The following is a 15,383-nucleotide window of genomic DNA, read 5'->3' as shown; positions in this document are numbered from 1 at the left end:
CCGACTCCTGGCGCTCCTTACTGGAGCTCCTTCTAGAGCTCCTTCTCGTACCAGGCGACGTCCCAGTAGCGGCCGAACTTGCGGCCGACCTCCCGGTAGGTGCCGACGTACCGGAAACCGAAGCGTTCGTGCAGCCGCGCGGACGCTTCGTTCGGTTGGGCGATGGCCGCGTACGCGCGGTGCACGTCCTCGGCGGCCAGGGCTTCGAAGAGCGCCTTGTAGAGGAGCGTGCCGATGCCGCGCCGGGCGGCGTGCGGGGCGACGTAGACCGTCACCTCCACCGACGTGGAGTAGGCGGCCTTCGGCCGGTAAAGGCTGGATGTGGCGTACCCGAGGATCTCCTGTGAGGTCCCCTGGATGCCCTGTGAGTCCGCTTCTGCGGCAACCATCAGGCGATACGGGCCGTCTTCAGGGTGGGAGAGCAGCCAAGGACGTCGCTCTTCCGGAGTGAAGACCGCGGTGTCGAATGTGATGGACGTCTCACGCACGTAGTGGTTGTAGAGCAGCGTGAGGGCTTCGAGGTCACCCTCGACTCCCGGTCTGACCTGCACCTCTGTACGTTCCGCCGACATCACGCCTCCCCGCGAGGTCGGACAGGGTACTGCAAGATCATAAAAATCGGGGTGCGGGTTGGGAATTCTGTCCTGATTCCAGTCGTTGTTTCCATCGGATGCAGGGCACACGAGGAGAGTTCCGAGAGGTTCCAGGGCTTCAGTTTCCAGGACTTCCGAAACCTCCGAGAACGCCGAGTGTCCGAAGGCCACCCGCTGAACCTCCATCGCAAGGGAGCACGCATGGCAACCCGTGCCGTCGCCCGTCGCAAGTCCGCCACTGGTGGGACGACCGACGCGGCCCGCAGTGTTCGCGCCCATGGCGGCGAGATCGCCGACCGCGACCTGGTCGGCATGTATCTCGACGAAATCGCGCGTACACCACTGCTCGACGCCGCCAAGGAAGTCGAGTTGTCCCAGATCATCGAGGCAGGCGTGTTCGCACAGCAGGTCCTCGACGGCGACGAGGAGTCCAAGGCGGACGCCTCCCGCGCGGAGCTCGAAGCGCTGGTCGCCGAGAGCGAGCGGGCCAAGGACGTGTTCATCCGTTCCAACCTCCGCCTGGTCGTCGCGGTCGCCCGCCGCTACCCCCGCAGCGGTCTTCCCCTCCTCGACCTGATCCAGGAGGGCAACGCCGGTCTGGTGCGCGCGGTCGAGAAGTTCGACTACCGCAAGGGCTTCAAGTTCTCCACGTATGCGACGTGGTGGATCCGCCAGGCCATCACCCGCTCGATAGCGGACCAGTCGCGCACGATCCGCCTGCCCGTCCACCTCGTGGAGGAGCTCGGCCGGATCCGGCGCGTGCAGCGCGAGTTCAACCGGGAGAACGGCCGCGACCCGGAGCCCGTCGAGATCGCGACGGAGCTCGGCTCCACACCGGAGCGCGTCATCGACGTCCTGGACTGGGCCCGCGACCCGGTCTCACTGAACATGGCGGTCGACGACCAGGGCGAGACCCAGTTCGGCGACCTGCTGGAGGACACCTCCGCGGTCTCGCCCGAGCAGTCCGTCCTCACCCTGCTGCGCAGCGAGGAACTGGACGGCCTGATCGACCGCCTCGACCCGCGCACGGCCTCCATCATCAAGATGCGGTACGGCATCGACGACGGCCGCGAGCGCACCCTGACCGAGGTCGGCAAGGAACACGGCCTGACCAGGGAACGCATCCGCCAGATCGAAAAGCACGCCCTCCTGGAACTGAAGAAGCTGGCCCGCGACACGGGGTTCGAGGCGGCGGCGTAGCGGTTGCGCTGCGCTGGCCGGGGCCGGGGCCGGGGCTGAGTCTGAGTCTGGGTTCGAGGCCTGGGCGGGGCTGGACGGGCGGTGACGGTGCGGGCCGCGTGGCGGGGACGTTGCGTTGGCCGGGCAGGGTGCGTGGCCTGGCTGGTGCTTGTTGGGCCGGGCGTTCGGTTGGGCTGGGCTTGATGCTCGGCTGGGCTGAGCCGGGTGCGCCGCTTGGCTGGGCGAGGGCGGGGCGTGAGGCTTGGCGGGCTTGACGCTTACTCGGCGGAGCTTGGTGCTAGGCCGGGAAGTGCCGCCGCTTGTCGGTGGGGCGGGACTCGTCGGGTGGGCGGGTTGCGTTTCGGTTCGCTGGCGAGGCGTGACGGCGTTTCCGGCTCGGGTTGGCCCGGTGCGGGGCGCTTCGCTGAGCGGTGTCGTGCTGGGCCGGCCTGCGGCGTGATGCGTGCATCGGCGGCGGCGTCCAGACGGGGGAGGGGATGCCGGTAGCGTCTCCAACACCCCTGTTGATGTGGGCGAGTTGGGTGCCGGGTTCGCTGGGGTGCCCTTGGCCTGCGCTGCGTTGGCCTTGGCCTAGGGGGCCGTTCGCTCCCTGTCTGGTCGGCACCCGGGCAGTCCGCTCCGAGCGGTACGGGATCGGCCTCGGCGAGGACACCACGCTCGGTTTCGATGGTCGACGCGCAGACCAGGTCGCCTTCGACGCTGCTGACCCGGCCCTGCCGGGCTGCCGCAGGGTGAACGGGGCTGGCAGGCAGGCGGGTTGGCGGATTGGCGGGGCGTGTGCGGGGCCGCGAGGCCGATGACCCGCTCCGGTACCCGGCCAGGAGCGGTTGCCGCTGTCGTACGCCCAGCCTCACGTCTCCCACCCCATCCCACCGCGACGGCTCTCGGGCTGGGGCCGGCCTCGGGCTGGACTGGGTTGGAGCTGCGGCGGCCGAGTTTGCCTCGGGCGCGGAACGGCTCGCGTTGGACTCGGGTGTGGGTGGCCCGAGTTGGAGTCGGCGGTGTGGTGACTGGGCTTCAGGCGTTGGCTGGTGCTGGGTTTCCGCCCGCGTGCGCCGGGTGGTGGAGAGCCGCGCAAACATGGCGTGGGAACGCCGCTTCAACCGGGAGGAGCGCGGGAACAAGACTTCAGAGCACGGGAGTTCGGGTCGCCACGGGAGTTCGGGTCGGCCGGGCCCTGTAGCCCTCCCCGAGATCTTTGTGCCACCTGAGCCAAGTCCCGCCGCACATCCCCCCGGCGCCGGGACTCTCCCCGAGCCGGGCTTCGGCGCCTCTCCCCCCAGGTGCCGGGGCCCGGCTCCCTTTGCCCTCGGCTCCCTCTTGTTCCCAGGCGGGGATCATCGTGCCCGGGGAGGAGTCGTCGTTCCTGGGCTGGGATCATCGTCCCCGGGTTGGGACCGTCGTCCCTGAAGTGGGATCGTCTCCCGGGTCGGGATTGCGGGCGCACATGCCCAGTGGGGCCGTACCGGACACGTACCGGCACGCGGGGAGGGCGGGGCACCCCGTACCTGAACCACGGGGTGGCCCGCCCGGATGGCAGATTGTGCCACATGGGCATAGCCTGCCGATGTGATCAGTTCCGCCTCCCCCTCCGCCCCGGCTTCGCTGACCGAGCGGCGCAAAGCGGCGACCCGCATGGAGATCGCCCGGGCGGCGGCCGGCCTCTTCGTCAGCCGGGGCCTGAAGGCCACCCGCGCCGAGGACATCGCCCAGGCCGCAGGCGTCGCCCCGCGCACTTTCTACCGGTACTTCGCGACCAAGGAAGAGGCCGTCGCCCCCCTCTACGCGGCCGGCGCCCAGCGCTGGGCGGAGGCGGTACGCGAGGCCCCGGCCGAACTCCCCGTGCCGGACGCGCTGGACCACGCCGTACGCCACACCTTCGTCTCCAGCCATGGAGTGTCGGCTGCGTCCTGGGAATGGGTCCGCACCCTGATCCGGCTGGCCGGAACGAGTCCGGCGCTCGGCAAGGTCTGGGCCGAGGTGTGCCACACCTCGGAGACGACACTCACGGAGGTACTGGCGGAGCGGACGGAGTGCACGAAGCGGACCGAGCGCACGGAGCGCACGGAGCGCACGGAGTGGGTCGGGCGGGCGACGGCCACCGCGCAGCCGACGACCGCCGCTGCCCCACCGCGTACGCCAGCCCCCGCCCCCACCTCCATTCCCACCCCCGACAACGTGGCCTCACCACACCAGCGCTTCACCGCCGCCGTGGCCAGCGCCGCCGTCCGGGTCGCGGTCGAGAGTTGGGCGGCGAGCAACACCCCTCCCACCGGCCCGGAAGGCCCGGCGGAACTGGCACTGCGCAACCTGCGGGCACTGCGAGGGTTCGTCTGGGAGGAGGAGCCGACGGAGAGGAAGTCTTGACGGGCGTACGCGCCCCTCCACAAGAGACCTTCCGCCACGCCCCCCTGCGCCCCCGGCCCGGCCGTGCGCCCTCACGCACCCCCCGCCCGCCCCAACCGCCCACCCAACTCCCGTACGCACTCCACCAGTTCCGCAGGCCCCCGTACCGAGAACTCGCAGCCCAGCATCGCCAAACGCACCGCCACCCACTCCACCGGATCGCTGGTCGAACTCTGGAGCCGGCACCCGCCCGCGCTGTTCTCCGCGTTCTCCGCGTTCTCTGTGTTTTTCGCGCGCTCCGGGTTCCCGGGCAGGGCGGCGTCCGGGTTCGCGACCGGTGTCCCCAGCCAGGCCGGCAGCCGGGCCGCCACGAATTCCGGTGACGCCTCGAAGGTGACGTCGAGTTCGTACTCGTGCGCGTCCGAGCGCCGTCGGATGGACCGCCGGAGGTATTCCGCCGCGCTGCCCGTAGGCAACTCCCGTGGCGTGAAACGGGCGCCGGTCGCGAGCGGGTCCCGGATCCGGTCTACCCGGAAGGTCCGCCAGTCCGCGCGGTCGAGGTCGTACGCCACGAGGTACCACCGCCGGTCCGTGGACACGAGCCGGTAGGGCTCGGTCAGGCGGCGCGACTGCGTGCCGTCCTTCGCGCGGTACGCGAACCGCAACCGCTCCTGCCCGGCCACCGTCGACGCGATGGCGGTCAGCGTCTCGGGCGCGATGCTCGCACCGTCCCCGCTGGTCAGCGGCGTGGTCGCGGCCTGGAGGGTGGACACACGGTGGCGCAGCCGGGCCGGCAGCACCTGCTCCAGCTTGGCCAGGGCCCGTACGGACGCCTCGTCCACCCCCTCCAGCGCGTGACCGGCGCCCGCCCGCAGCCCGACCGCGATAGCGACCGCCTCCTCGTCGTCGAGCACGAGCGGCGGCATCGCCTTGCCCGCGACCAGCCGGTACCCGCCGTCCGAGCCCTTGGTCGCCTGCACGGGATACCCCAGTTCGCGCAGCCGGTCGATGTCGCGCCGGACCGTGCGGCGGGACACCCCCAGGCGCTCGGAGAGCTCGCCGCCGGGCCATTCGCGGGGCGTCTGGAGGAGGGAGAGGAGTTGCAGGAGCCGAGCCGGAGTGTCCGTCGTCATGCATCCGAGGATGCCGTACCAATAGGACACGATCTGGCCTATTGCGGTCCTACTATCGCACCATGACCTCCACCGAGACGTCCACGGAGAGCTCCGGCGAGACCTCCAGCGAGACCTCCGCCGAGACTTCCGGCGACGACGGCCAGCCGACCCCGCCCGTTTTGCCCACCCCGCCCGTCCTGCCCACTCCGGTCACCCCGTCCGCTCTGCCCGCTCAGCCCACTCAGCCCTCCCAGGGCACCCCTTCCGCTTCCGCCCCAGCCTCCGAGACAACGACCGCGGGTGACCGCCGCCGCTGGTTCGCCCTCGCCATCGTGATGACCGCGGCCTTCATGGACCTCGTCGACGTCACGATCGTCAACATCGCGATCCCCTCCATACAGGAGGAGGCGGGCGCCTCCTGGAGCCAGATCCAGTGGATCACCGCCGGTTACGCGCTCGCCTTCGCCGCCGGACTCATCACCGGCGGCCGACTCGGCGACATCCACGGCCGCAAGCGGCTGTTCCTCGTCGGCATCGGCGGCTTCACCCTCGCCTCCGCACTGTGCGGCTTCGCCGCGAACCCGGAGATGCTGGTCTCCTCACGCATCCTGCAAGGCGCCATGGCGGCGCTGATGGTCCCGCAGGTGCTGTCGATCGTGCACGCCACGTTTCCGGCGCACGAGCGGGGGAAGGTCTTCGGGCTCTTCGGCGCGATCGTGGGACTGGGAGCCGTCTCGGGACCGCTGCTCGGCGCACTGCTGACGGAGTGGAACCTGTTCGGGCTGGAATGGCGGCCGATCTTCCTCATCAACCTGCCGGTCGGCATCGTCGGACTGATCCTCGGCAGCCGCTTCATCACGGAGTCCAAGGCCCCCAAGGCGCTGAAACTGGACCTCGTCGGCGTCGTCCTGGTCACCGTCGCGCTGCTCATGCTGCTCTACCCGCTCACCCGCGGCCGTGAGCTGGGCTGGCCGATGTGGGGGTACGTGTCGATGGCCGGCGCGCTCGTCGTCTTCGGGGCGCTCGTCGCGTACGAGCGGCGCAAGGGCGCGCGGGACGGCTCACCGCTGATCGAGCTCTCCCTCTTCCGGGTACGGAGCTTCGCCGCGGGCGTCGCCGTACAGACCGTCTTCGGGGTCGGTCTCGGCGTGTTCTTCCTGGTCTGGACGCTGTACATGCAGACGGGCCTGGGCTGGAGCCCGCTGAAGGCCGGCCTGACCGGCGTCCCCTTCTCGCTCGCCGTCTCGACGGCCGCCGGGCTGTCCGTCCAGAAACTGGTCCCGCGCTTCGGACGCAAGGTCCTCCAGGCGGGCGCGCTGTTGATGGGGCTCGGCGTGCTGCTCTATATCGGGGAGTCCGAGCGCTACGGCCTCGCCATCACCTCGTGGCAGATGGCGTTGCCGCTGGTCGTGATGGGCGTCGGCATGGGCCTGATCGTCGCGCCGCTGACGGACGCGGTGCTGTCGGACGTGCCGCGCGAACACGCCGGTTCGGCGTCCGGGCTCATCAACACCGTCCAGCAGATGGGCAACGCGCTCGGCCTCGGCCTCGTCGCGGTCGTCTTCTTCGGCGAGATCGGCGACCGACTGACCCCGGACCAGGTACGTCCCGCCTTCGTGAACGCCTTCCAACACGCCCTGGGCTGGGTGGCCCTGGTGATGTTCGCCATCTTCCTGCTGATGTTCGCCCTGCCGAAGCGACCGGCGCAGCATGTGGAGGGAGCGGCGATCGAGGAGGAGTACGCACCCGCCGGGGAGGAGCGCGAGCGGGAGCGGGAGCTCGCGGGCTGACGCGCACTCCCCTCCTGCCCCACCGGGGCGCCCCTCAGGCATCCCCCAGGCACCCCCAGGCGAAGGGCCCGGCACACACGGCGGATTCCATGGGCCCTTCCCATACCCACCGGCAGGCCGGCTCGGAGAACGGCCAGACGGCTAGACGGCCGGAGAGCCGGATGGCGGAGAGTCGGACGGCCGGACAGTCGGACGGACGACTCGAACCCGAAGTCCGTTCATGCCCGAACAAAGTCCGAACCTGTTTACTTTCCGAAAATCCGGGCGTAGCCTCCGTGGCGAAACCACAAGTTCGGGCATAGCCCCGGTGACGGTCGGAGGCGAACGGACATGTACGCACCGGAGCGGCAGCAGGAGATCCTGCGGCTCGCCCGTGACGCCGGCCGGGTGGACGTCCTGTCGCTCGCCGAGGAGTTCCAGGTCACGGCGGAGACGATCCGCCGCGACCTGAAGGCCCTCGACCGAGCCGGCCTGGTGCGCCGCGTGCACGGCGGTGCCATACCGGCCGGACGCCTCGACTTCGAACCGGACCTCGCCGAACGCGAGGGCACCTCCACCGACGAGAAGGACCGCATCGCCAAGGCGGCCCTCACGGAACTGCCGTCCGAGGGCACGGTCATCCTCGACGCCGGCACCACGGTCGCCCGACTCGCCGCCGCCCTCCCACTGGAGGCCGAGCTGACGGTCGTCACCCACAGCCTGCCCATCGCGGCCCGCCTCGCGGACCACCCCGGCATGCAGCTTCACCTCGTCGGGGGGCGCGTACGACACCGGACGCGCGCCGCCGTCGACGCCTGGGCGCTCCGCGCATACGGCGAGATCCGCGCCGACGTCCTGTTCGTCGCCGCCAACGGCTTCTCCGCCGAGCACGGACTCACCACCCCCGACCTCGCCGAGGCCGCCGTGAAGCGAGCCGCCGTCGCCGCCGCCCGCCGGGTCGTCCTGCTCGCCGACTCCGCCAAGCACGGCCAGGAGCACTTCGCCCGCTTCGGCGACCTGAACGACGTGGACCTGCTGATCACCGACAGCGGCCTGAGCCCCGACGACGCGGCCACGATCGAACGCGGCGGCACGGAAGTAGTACGCGCATGAGCACCGCAGGTGTGATCCTCACCGTCACCCCCAACCCGTCCCTCGACCGCACCTACGAAGTCCCGCGCCTCGACCGCGGCGAGGTCATCCGCGCCACCGGCGAGCGGATGGACCCGGGCGGCAAGGGCGTCAACGTCTCGCGCGCGGTCGCCGCCGCCGGGCGGCGCACGGTCGCCGTCCTGCCCCTGGGTGGTGCGCCGGGCGCACTCGTCGCCGACCTGCTCGACGCGCAGGGCATCGAGGTCGCGCCGGTCCCGGTCGCCGGAGCCACCCGCTCGAACATCGCGCTCGCGGAGTCGGACGGCGTCCTCACGAAGATCAACGCCCCGGGCCCCGAACTCTCCGCCGCCGAACAGGAACTGCTCCTGGACACCGTGCGTGAGCAGTCCCGCGACGCCGACTGGATCGCCTGCTGCGGCAGCCTGCCCCGGGGGCTCGCGCCGTCCTGGTACGCCGAGGTCGTCGCGCGGGCGCACGCCGGGGGAGCGCGCATCGCGCTGGACACCTCCGGGCGCGCCCTGCTCGAAGCCCTGCGCGAACGCCCCGACGTCGTCAAGCCCAACGCCGAGGAACTCGCGGAAGCCGTCGGACGCCCCCTCACCACCGTGGGCGACGCGGTGAAAGCGGCCGAGGAACTGCGCGAGATGGGCGCTCGCGCCGTACTCGCGAGCCTGGGCGCCGACGGCCAACTCCTCGTGACGGACACGGGTACCTGGTTCGCGAGCGCGCGCGTGGACGTCGTACGCAGCAATGTGGGAGCGGGCGACTCCTCCCTCGCCGGTTTCCTCATCGCCGGCGGCAGCGGCCCGGCGGCCCTCGCCTCCGCCGTCGCACACGGCGCTGCCGCCGTCCAACTCCCCGGCAGCGTGATGCCGACCCCGGCCGACCTGGACCCGGCGGCGGTGACGGTCACGGCGGAGATACCGGTCGACCGCGAACTGAAGGAACCGGTGTCATGACCCCCCTCCGGTCAACCGGCCCCCTCACCCCCACCCCCACCCTTACTCCCGTCCCCACCCCCACCCTGCCCCTCGCCCACCCCGACCCCCGGGCGATAAGCGCGCGAAGGAGCCCGCGATGAGCGACATGATCACCGCGGACCTGGTCGATCTCGACCTGTCCGCCGAAACGAAGGAAGCGGCGGCGCGATCCCTCGCCGAGCGCATGGTGACCCTGGGCCGGGTGACCGACCTGGAGGGCTTCCTCGCCGACGTGGCCGCCCGCGAGGCCCAGATGCCCACCGGCCTCGACGGCGGCATCGGCATCCCGCACTGCCGCAGCGCCCACGTCACCGAGCCGACGCTCGCCTTCGGGCGCAGCACCCCCGGCATCGACTTCGGCGCCCCGGACGGCCCCGCCGACCTGATCTTCCTCATCGCCGCCCCGGCCGGCGCGGACGACGCCCACCTGACGATCCTGTCCTCCCTGGCCCGCCACCTGATGAACGCCGAGTTCACCGACGCACTGCGCTCGGCCGGCGACGCGGCCACCGCGGCGGCACTGATCCGCGGCGACGAGACCCCAGCCGAGGCCACAGCCGAGGCCTTTGCCGAGACCGCAGCGGAGGCCGTTGCCGAAGGCACCCACGAAAACTCCGTGTCGGCGTCGACGGCGGCCTCCGCCGACGCCGACACGGCCCCCACCCCGCCCCCGACTGTGACCCCGGACGCCTCCGCGCCCCCGGCCCCCGAACCCGAGCGCCCCTTCCGCATCGTCGCCGTCACCTCCTGCCCCACCGGCATCGCCCACACCTACATGGCGGCCGAGGCCCTGGAGAACGCGGGCCGAGAGGCGGGTGTCGAGCTGGTCGCGGAGACGCAGGGATCGGCCGGTTTCACCCGGCTCGACCCGGCCGTCATCGCCGCCGCGGACGGCGTGATCTTCGCCCACGACGTCCCCGTACGCGACAAGGACCGCTTCGCCGGCAAGCCCACCGTGGACGTCGGCGTGAAGGCGGGCGTCAACCGTCCCGCCGAGCTGATCACCGAAGTGCGCGGGAAGGCGACACGCGGCGAGGTCAGCGCGGCGGCCAGGGGCGGTACGCCGGTCGAGCGGGCCGGCGAGTCCGGCGACAGCTACGGCACCAAGCTCCGCAAGTGGTTGATGACCGGCGTCAGTTACATGGTCCCGTTCGTCGCCGCGGGCGGTCTGCTGCTCGCGCTCGGCTTCGCGATCGGCGGCTGGGAGATCAACAAGGCGCCCTCGGTCATGGAGCACTTCTCCTGGACCCAGGTCGACAGTTGGGGCGCCCTGCTGTTCCAGATCGGCGGGGTCGCCTTCGGCTTCCTCATCCCGGTCCTCGCCGGCTACATCGCCTACGGCATGGCGGACCGCCCCGGCCTCGTCCCCGGGTTCGTCGGCGGCATGATCGCCTCCAACATCGCCGCCGGCTTCCTCGGCGGTCTGGTCGCGGGTCTGCTGGCGGGCGGCACCGTCCTCGCGATCCAGCGGATCACGATCCCGCCGGTGCTGCGCGGCATCATGCCGGTCGTGGTGATCCCGCTGATCTCCTCGCTGATCGTCGGCTTCCTGATGTTCGTCGTGATCGGCAAGCCCATCGCCGAGGCCCAGAAGGGCATGACGGACTGGCTGGCCGGCCTGTCCGGCACCAACGCCGTCCTGCTCGGCGTGCTGCTCGGCCTGATGATGTGCTTCGACCTCGGCGGCCCGGTCAACAAGGTCGCGTACGCCTTCGCCACGGCCGGCATCGCCGTCCAGGACCCCAGCGACTCCGCGATGAAGGTCATGGCCGCCGTGATGGCCGCGGGCATGGTCCCGCCGCTGGGCATGGCGCTCGCGACCACCGTCCGCAAGAAGCTCTTCACCCCGGCCGAGCGCGAGAACGGCAAGGCCGCCTGGGTCCTGGGCGCCTCCTTCATCTCCGAGGGCGCGATCCCGTTTGCCGCGGCCGACCCGCTGCGCGTCATCCCGGCCTCGATGGCGGGCGGCGCGGTTACCGGCGCCCTGTCGATGGCCTTCGGCGCCACGCTGCGCGCCCCGCACGGCGGCATCTTCGTGGTCCCGTTGATCGGCAACCCGTTCCTCTACCTGATCGCCATCGCGGCGGGCGTGTGCGTGACGACGGCCCTGGTCATCGTCCTCAAGGGCCTGCGCAAGCCGGCCCCCGGCACCACGGAACCCGACCCGACGGAGGAACCCGCGACCACCACGACTCCGAAACCCAAGCAGCCGGTGGCCGCGTAACGGCTCCGACCTTCGACAAGCTCCTGCGAGCTGCTACGGGGTTCCTACAGGTTCCTACCGGTTCCTGAAGTTTCCTGCCGGTTCGTACGCAATACAGCGGCTTACTGCGGCTTACTGCGGCTTGCTGCGGTTTCTATGAATATCTGCGGTGATTCACAACTCTCCGCGCTGAAAAGGCCTTTCACGCGATGTGCGTGGCCTGCGAGATACGTCACGGTCCGGGGCCAAAGTCCCGGACCGTGGTGTGTACTGGGCGGTATGCCCGTGCATCTCACGCCCACTCAGTTGACGGCCCTGACCGTCCTCGCCGTGGCGTCCGTCGCCTGGCTGCTCGTCCTGACCCGGGTCCTGCGCCGCATCCGCATCCGCTCCGCCGCCGCACCCCACCCGGTGCTCCCCGCCCGCCCTGCCCCACCCGCGCTGTCGGCCCTGCCCGCTCTCCCGTGCCAACGCCAGACCGGCCCCCACCAGGAGGCCGTCGAGCTGACCCCCGCCGAGAAGGCCGCCTTCGCGGGCCTCGTACGGCAACTCGACGGCGGCCACTGACCCGCGCGGGAGCCGCCGCTCAGGAGACCTGCGCCGCCCGGCGTTCCATCGCGTCCCGGGCCGCGGTCTCGGACGGATACACCTCGCACATGTGCCGCCCGTCGGGCGTCGCCGTGTGCTCGACCTCCCACAGCGAGACCTCCTGGCCGTCCCGCAGCAGGAACGCGTGCTCGTACAGCGAGTAGCCCAGACCGATGCGGCCCGCGCGGCAGGGACGGCCGAAGGCCTGGGTGATCTGATGCGCGAACGCCGACTTCAGCAGCGCGGCCGTCTCCTCGCCGGGCCCGTCCGGGTTCTCCGCGCGGCGCAGCAGCCGGCGCGCGTGGTCCGCCGAGTCGTCCGGCACGTACACGTGCCGGGGCGCGGGGACCGGCGACAGGTGCACCAGCACCGGCAGTTCGAAGTCGGCGGCGTCCGACGGCAGCGGCAGCCGGGACGTCGCCGCGCGCAGTTCCTCCTCGTCGACGTACACCTCGCGCTGCGGCTCGCTGCCCGGCGCGGTGTTGTGCACGAGCTCCCACAGCGTGAGCGCGTAGCCGTCGGCCAGCAGCCAGGTGTGCCGGTAGGTCTCCCGGTGCAGGCCCGCGCTGTGGTGCGCGGAGTGCAGCGAACTGTCGTGCGCCAGCGCGAACTCGAGCCGCCGCAAGACGTCGTCAGGCAGCTCGAACGAATTCAGGGCGCGACCGAGCAACCGCGCGAGGTGCTCCTCCGGAGACTCGGGCGACTCGGCTGGTTCGTACGCTGTCGTCTCGTACGGAACGCTCAAGGTTTCTCCCGGCGTTGCTGCATGTCACCTTGTGGGTGCATACCGTAGCCCCTCGGTCGGGCATCATGTCCGCGAACCGAGAAAACGTATGCCGGGAAAACGCGAGGGCCGCGCGAAAAGTTTCCGCACGGCCCGACGACCTGTCAGAAGCCGCGGGTCAGACGGCGTTCCCGGCGCCCCTCGTCGCTCAGGCCGTGCTTCCGGCGGTCCACTCGGCCCATGACATGTTCCAGCCGTTCAGCCCGTTGTCCGGGGCCACCGTCTTGTCCGGGGAGTTCTTGACGACCACGACATCCCCGATCAACGACTCGTCGTAGAACCACTTGGCGGGCGTGTCACCCTGCGCGCCCTGCACGTCGGCGAGCCCGACACAGCCGTGACTGGTCCCGGTGCGACCGAAGGGCGGATTGCCCTTGCTGTACCAGTAGTTGCCGTGGATGAACGTGCCGGACTGCGTCAACCGCATCGCATGCGGCACGTCCGGGATGTCGTACTCGCCGCCCAGGTCGACCGTCCGACTGTCCATACGGGTCTGCGTGAACTTCTCGGAGATCACCATCTGCCCGTTGTACGTGGTGTGCTCCGGGCTGCCCGACGAGATCGGAACCGTCTTCAGGGTCTGCCCGTCCCGCACCACCGTCATGGTCTGCGTGTTCACGTCGACCGTGGACACCTGCGACCGCCCGACGGTGAAGGCGACCGTCTTCTTCTGCACCCCGTAGACGCCGTTCGCGCCCTCCACGCCGTCCAGGTCGATCTTCATCGTGACCTTGGAGCCGGCCTTCCAGTACTCCTCGGGCCGGAAGTCGAGCCGCTGCGCCCCGAACCAGTGCCCGACCACCTGCTGGCCACTGCTGGAGGTGACCGTGATGTGCGACTGCACGGCCTTCTTGTCGCCGATCGCCTTGTCGAACGTGAACGACACCGGCATCCCGACCCCGACCGTCGTGCCGCCGTCCGGCGTGTACGTCCCTATGAAGCTGTTGGCCGAAGTGACGGTGGTGAAGATGGAGTTGGCGGCGGCGGCCTTGCCGGCGGCGTCCTTCGCGGTCGCCGATATCTGATATTTCGTCCCGCGCTCGAGCTGCTCCTTCGGCTTCCAACTGCTGCCGTCGGCCGACAGGGAACCCTCGACGGCCTGCCCCGACCCGGCCACCGTCATCTTCACGTCGGTGAGCCGGCCGTCACTCACCTTCACGCCGGTCGCGTTGATCGACGCACCCGTCGAACCGTCCTTCGCCAAGATGACGATCTTCGCGGTGGACGTCTTGGCGGAGCTCTTGCCGCCCTTCGCGTCGTCGTCCTTGGCGTTGGCGCTGCCCCCGCAGGCGGTCAGGGTCAGGGCGCCGACCACCAGGACGGCGCAGGCTCCCAGTGCGCGCCGCGCTGCCATGTCCGCCGTTGTCATGGGCTGCTCCAGCTTCGTGTGATGTGAGTGATCCGCTCCGATACGTGGAGAAGGAGGGACCCGACGGCCGGTCGGGTTCCCCCCGACCGCCGTTGACACCATCACGTGACAGAACCGGGACAATCCCCCTTCCAGCGCGGCCCGTTGCCGGCCCCCGCCGCCCCCGAACCATGCCGCTCCTCAACGATGCCGTCCCCGGACCGCGTCGCTCTCGCCGCACGCTCTCGCCACGGCCCGGGGTCGCGTCACGGGCCCCCGTACAACTCCTCGTACGACGGCCACCGGCCGCCCGGGCCGTCCACCGGCTCGGCGGCGCGGACGGCTCGTACGATCGCGCGCGTCACCACGTCCGCGCCCGCCGCGAGGATGTCGTTCAGGGCGAGGGGGTGGCCGGGGTCGAGCGGGCGGGCGCCCGTCGCCAGCGAGAAGACCGTGTCCCCGTCATTGAGCAGGTGGACCGGCCGTACGGCGCGCGCGATCCCGTCGTGCGCTGTGCCCGCGAGCTTCTGCGCCTGCGCCTTCGACAGGTCCGCGTCGGTGGCGACCACCGCGAGCGTGGTGTTGAGCACGGGAGGCCTGTTCTTCACCGCGCTCTCGGCGAGCCGCCGACGCGCGGCCTCGTGCACCTGCGCCTCCGGATACGTCACCCGCCCCTGGAACAACTCCCCGTACAGCACCCCGGTTTCAGGATCCAGCACTGACCCCACGGCGTTGGCCACCACCAGCGCGGCCACCGTGATCCCCGAGTCGAGGACGACGGCGGCAGTGCCGACCCCGCCCTTCATCGGGCCGACCGCCGCGCCCGTCCCGGCGCCCACACACCCTTCTGGCACCGGCGCGCCGGCCTCGCTCGCCTCGGCAGCCTCGACCGCCGCCCGGCCGGTGCCAGCGTCCGGGCGGGCCCGGAAGTCGCCGCCCCGGCCCAGGTCGAAGACGCAGGCGGCGGGCACCACCGGCACGACGTGCGTGGGGTCGGGACCCACCCGCACCCCACGTCCCTGCTCCTCCAACCAGGCCATGACCCCGGACGCCGCGTCCAGCCCGTAGGCGCTGCCCCCGGTCAGTACGATCGCCTCGACCCGCTGCACCACGTTGCGTGGATCCAGGGCGTCGGTCTCCTTCGTGCCGGGACCGCCGCCACGCACGTCCACGGCGGCCACGGCGCCGCCCTCCGGCGCGAGGACGACCGTGGTGCCGGTGAGCCAACCGTCGCCGGTGCGCGTGGCGTGGCCCACTCGTACGCCGGCGACGTCCGTCAGAGCGTCAACTGTCATGGGAGCCAGTCTCGCCCAGCCCGCGCCGTGAGCGGTGATGTCGCGAGGG

At 71.1% G+C, this 15,383-nt stretch carries 12 protein-coding genes; 7 read left to right on the top strand and 5 right to left on the bottom strand.

Translation table 11 applies throughout. The features are described from left to right. Window positions 1-32: 32 nt before the first annotated feature. A complete protein-coding gene (locus BMZ82_RS18455; protein WP_093777092.1) occupies window positions 33-572 on the bottom strand; it encodes a GNAT family N-acetyltransferase in 540 nt (179 codons plus the stop codon). 222 nt (window positions 573-794) lie between these two features. On the opposite strand from BMZ82_RS18455, the gene BMZ82_RS18450 reads away from it, so the two are divergent. Then, entirely contained in the window at window positions 795-1,793 is a 999-nt protein-coding gene (locus tag BMZ82_RS18450) for a sigma-70 family RNA polymerase sigma factor (protein ID WP_093777090.1), read from the top strand. A gap of 1,635 nt (window positions 1,794-3,428) precedes the next feature. Continuing rightward, the gene (locus BMZ82_RS18445) at window positions 3,429-4,160 is read left to right on the top strand and encodes a TetR/AcrR family transcriptional regulator (protein ID WP_093777134.1); all 732 of its coding nucleotides are present in this window, start codon (window positions 3,429-3,431) and stop codon (window positions 4,158-4,160) included. A 71-nt stretch (window positions 4,161-4,231) separates the two neighbouring features. Here the strand turns inward: BMZ82_RS18445 and BMZ82_RS18440 are convergent, their stop codons facing one another. Next, a complete protein-coding gene (locus BMZ82_RS18440) occupies window positions 4,232-5,272 on the bottom strand; it encodes a helix-turn-helix transcriptional regulator (RefSeq protein WP_177244539.1) in 1,041 nt (346 codons plus the stop codon). Window positions 5,273-5,589: 317 nt separating this feature from the next. On the opposite strand from BMZ82_RS18440, the gene BMZ82_RS18435 reads away from it, so the two are divergent. The 5 genes from BMZ82_RS18435 to BMZ82_RS18415 all read left to right on the top strand — a co-directional run bounded on the left by BMZ82_RS18435 (window position 5,590) and on the right by BMZ82_RS18415 (window position 11,886). Beyond that, entirely contained in the window at window positions 5,590-7,044 is a 1,455-nt protein-coding gene (locus BMZ82_RS18435; protein ID WP_256251983.1) for an MFS transporter, read from the top strand. Between the two features lie 330 nt (window positions 7,045-7,374). Beyond that, complete coding sequence (locus BMZ82_RS18430; RefSeq protein WP_093777088.1) at window positions 7,375-8,136, top strand: DeoR/GlpR family DNA-binding transcription regulator; 762 nt, start codon at window positions 7,375-7,377, stop codon at window positions 8,134-8,136. An 11-nt stretch (window positions 8,137-8,147) separates the two neighbouring features. Beyond that, entirely contained in the window at window positions 8,148-9,095 is a 948-nt protein-coding gene (gene pfkB / locus BMZ82_RS18425; RefSeq protein WP_093777128.1) for a 1-phosphofructokinase, read from the top strand. Window positions 9,096-9,213: 118 nt separating this feature from the next. Next, window positions 9,214-11,340, top strand: a complete 2,127-nt coding sequence (locus BMZ82_RS18420; protein WP_093777086.1) for a PTS fructose transporter subunit IIABC — start codon at window positions 9,214-9,216, stop codon at window positions 11,338-11,340. A gap of 258 nt (window positions 11,341-11,598) precedes the next feature. After that, a complete protein-coding gene (locus BMZ82_RS18415) occupies window positions 11,599-11,886 on the top strand; it encodes a hypothetical protein (RefSeq protein ID WP_093777084.1) in 288 nt (95 codons plus the stop codon). A 19-nt stretch (window positions 11,887-11,905) separates the two neighbouring features. Here BMZ82_RS18415 and BMZ82_RS18410 read toward each other — a convergent pair whose 3' ends face one another. From BMZ82_RS18410 to BMZ82_RS18400, 3 genes are all read right to left on the bottom strand, one after another. Next, window positions 11,906-12,652 (bottom strand): DUF6227 family protein, encoded by a 747-nt coding sequence (locus tag BMZ82_RS18410; RefSeq protein ID WP_093777082.1) that lies wholly within the window; start codon window positions 12,650-12,652, stop codon window positions 11,906-11,908. Between the two features lie 187 nt (window positions 12,653-12,839). Further along, window positions 12,840-14,060, bottom strand: coding sequence for a L,D-transpeptidase (locus BMZ82_RS18405; protein ID WP_093777080.1), 1,221 nt, complete (start codon window positions 14,058-14,060; stop codon window positions 12,840-12,842). 245 nt (window positions 14,061-14,305) lie between these two features. Continuing rightward, complete coding sequence (locus tag BMZ82_RS18400; protein WP_093777078.1) at window positions 14,306-15,334, bottom strand: P1 family peptidase; 1,029 nt, start codon at window positions 15,332-15,334, stop codon at window positions 14,306-14,308. Between the last annotated feature and the right edge of the window lie 49 nt (window positions 15,335-15,383).

Origin of the sequence: Streptomyces sp. yr375 (genome assembly GCF_900110755.1) — a bacterium.
Taxonomy (GTDB): Bacteria; Actinomycetota; Actinomycetes; order Streptomycetales; family Streptomycetaceae; genus Streptomyces.
Note: the sequence above shows the minus strand (reverse complement) of the source record. Positions and strands in the feature narration are given on the sequence as shown.

Excerpts from the sequence above, each read along its gene's own strand:
- BMZ82_RS18440 (WP_177244539.1), bottom strand. The coding sequence starts at position 5,272 with ATGACGACGGACACTCCGGCTCGGCTCCTGCAACTCCTCTCCCTCCTC.
- BMZ82_RS18430 (WP_093777088.1), top strand. The coding sequence starts at position 7,375 with ATGTACGCACCGGAGCGGCAGCAGGAGATCCTGCGGCTCGCCCGTGAC.
- BMZ82_RS18415 (WP_093777084.1), top strand. The coding sequence starts at position 11,599 with ATGCCCGTGCATCTCACGCCCACTCAGTTGACGGCCCTGACCGTCCTC.
- BMZ82_RS18445 (WP_093777134.1), top strand. The coding sequence starts at position 3,429 with ATGGAGATCGCCCGGGCGGCGGCCGGCCTCTTCGTCAGCCGGGGCCTG.
- BMZ82_RS18435 (WP_256251983.1), top strand. The coding sequence starts at position 5,590 with ATGACCGCGGCCTTCATGGACCTCGTCGACGTCACGATCGTCAACATC.
- BMZ82_RS18455 (WP_093777092.1), bottom strand. The coding sequence starts at position 572 with ATGTCGGCGGAACGTACAGAGGTGCAGGTCAGACCGGGAGTCGAGGGT.
- BMZ82_RS18405 (WP_093777080.1), bottom strand. The coding sequence starts at position 14,060 with ATGACAACGGCGGACATGGCAGCGCGGCGCGCACTGGGAGCCTGCGCC.
- BMZ82_RS18420 (WP_093777086.1), top strand. The coding sequence starts at position 9,214 with ATGAGCGACATGATCACCGCGGACCTGGTCGATCTCGACCTGTCCGCC.
- BMZ82_RS18450 (WP_093777090.1), top strand. The coding sequence starts at position 795 with ATGGCAACCCGTGCCGTCGCCCGTCGCAAGTCCGCCACTGGTGGGACG.
- BMZ82_RS18400 (WP_093777078.1), bottom strand. The coding sequence starts at position 15,334 with ATGACAGTTGACGCTCTGACGGACGTCGCCGGCGTACGAGTGGGCCAC.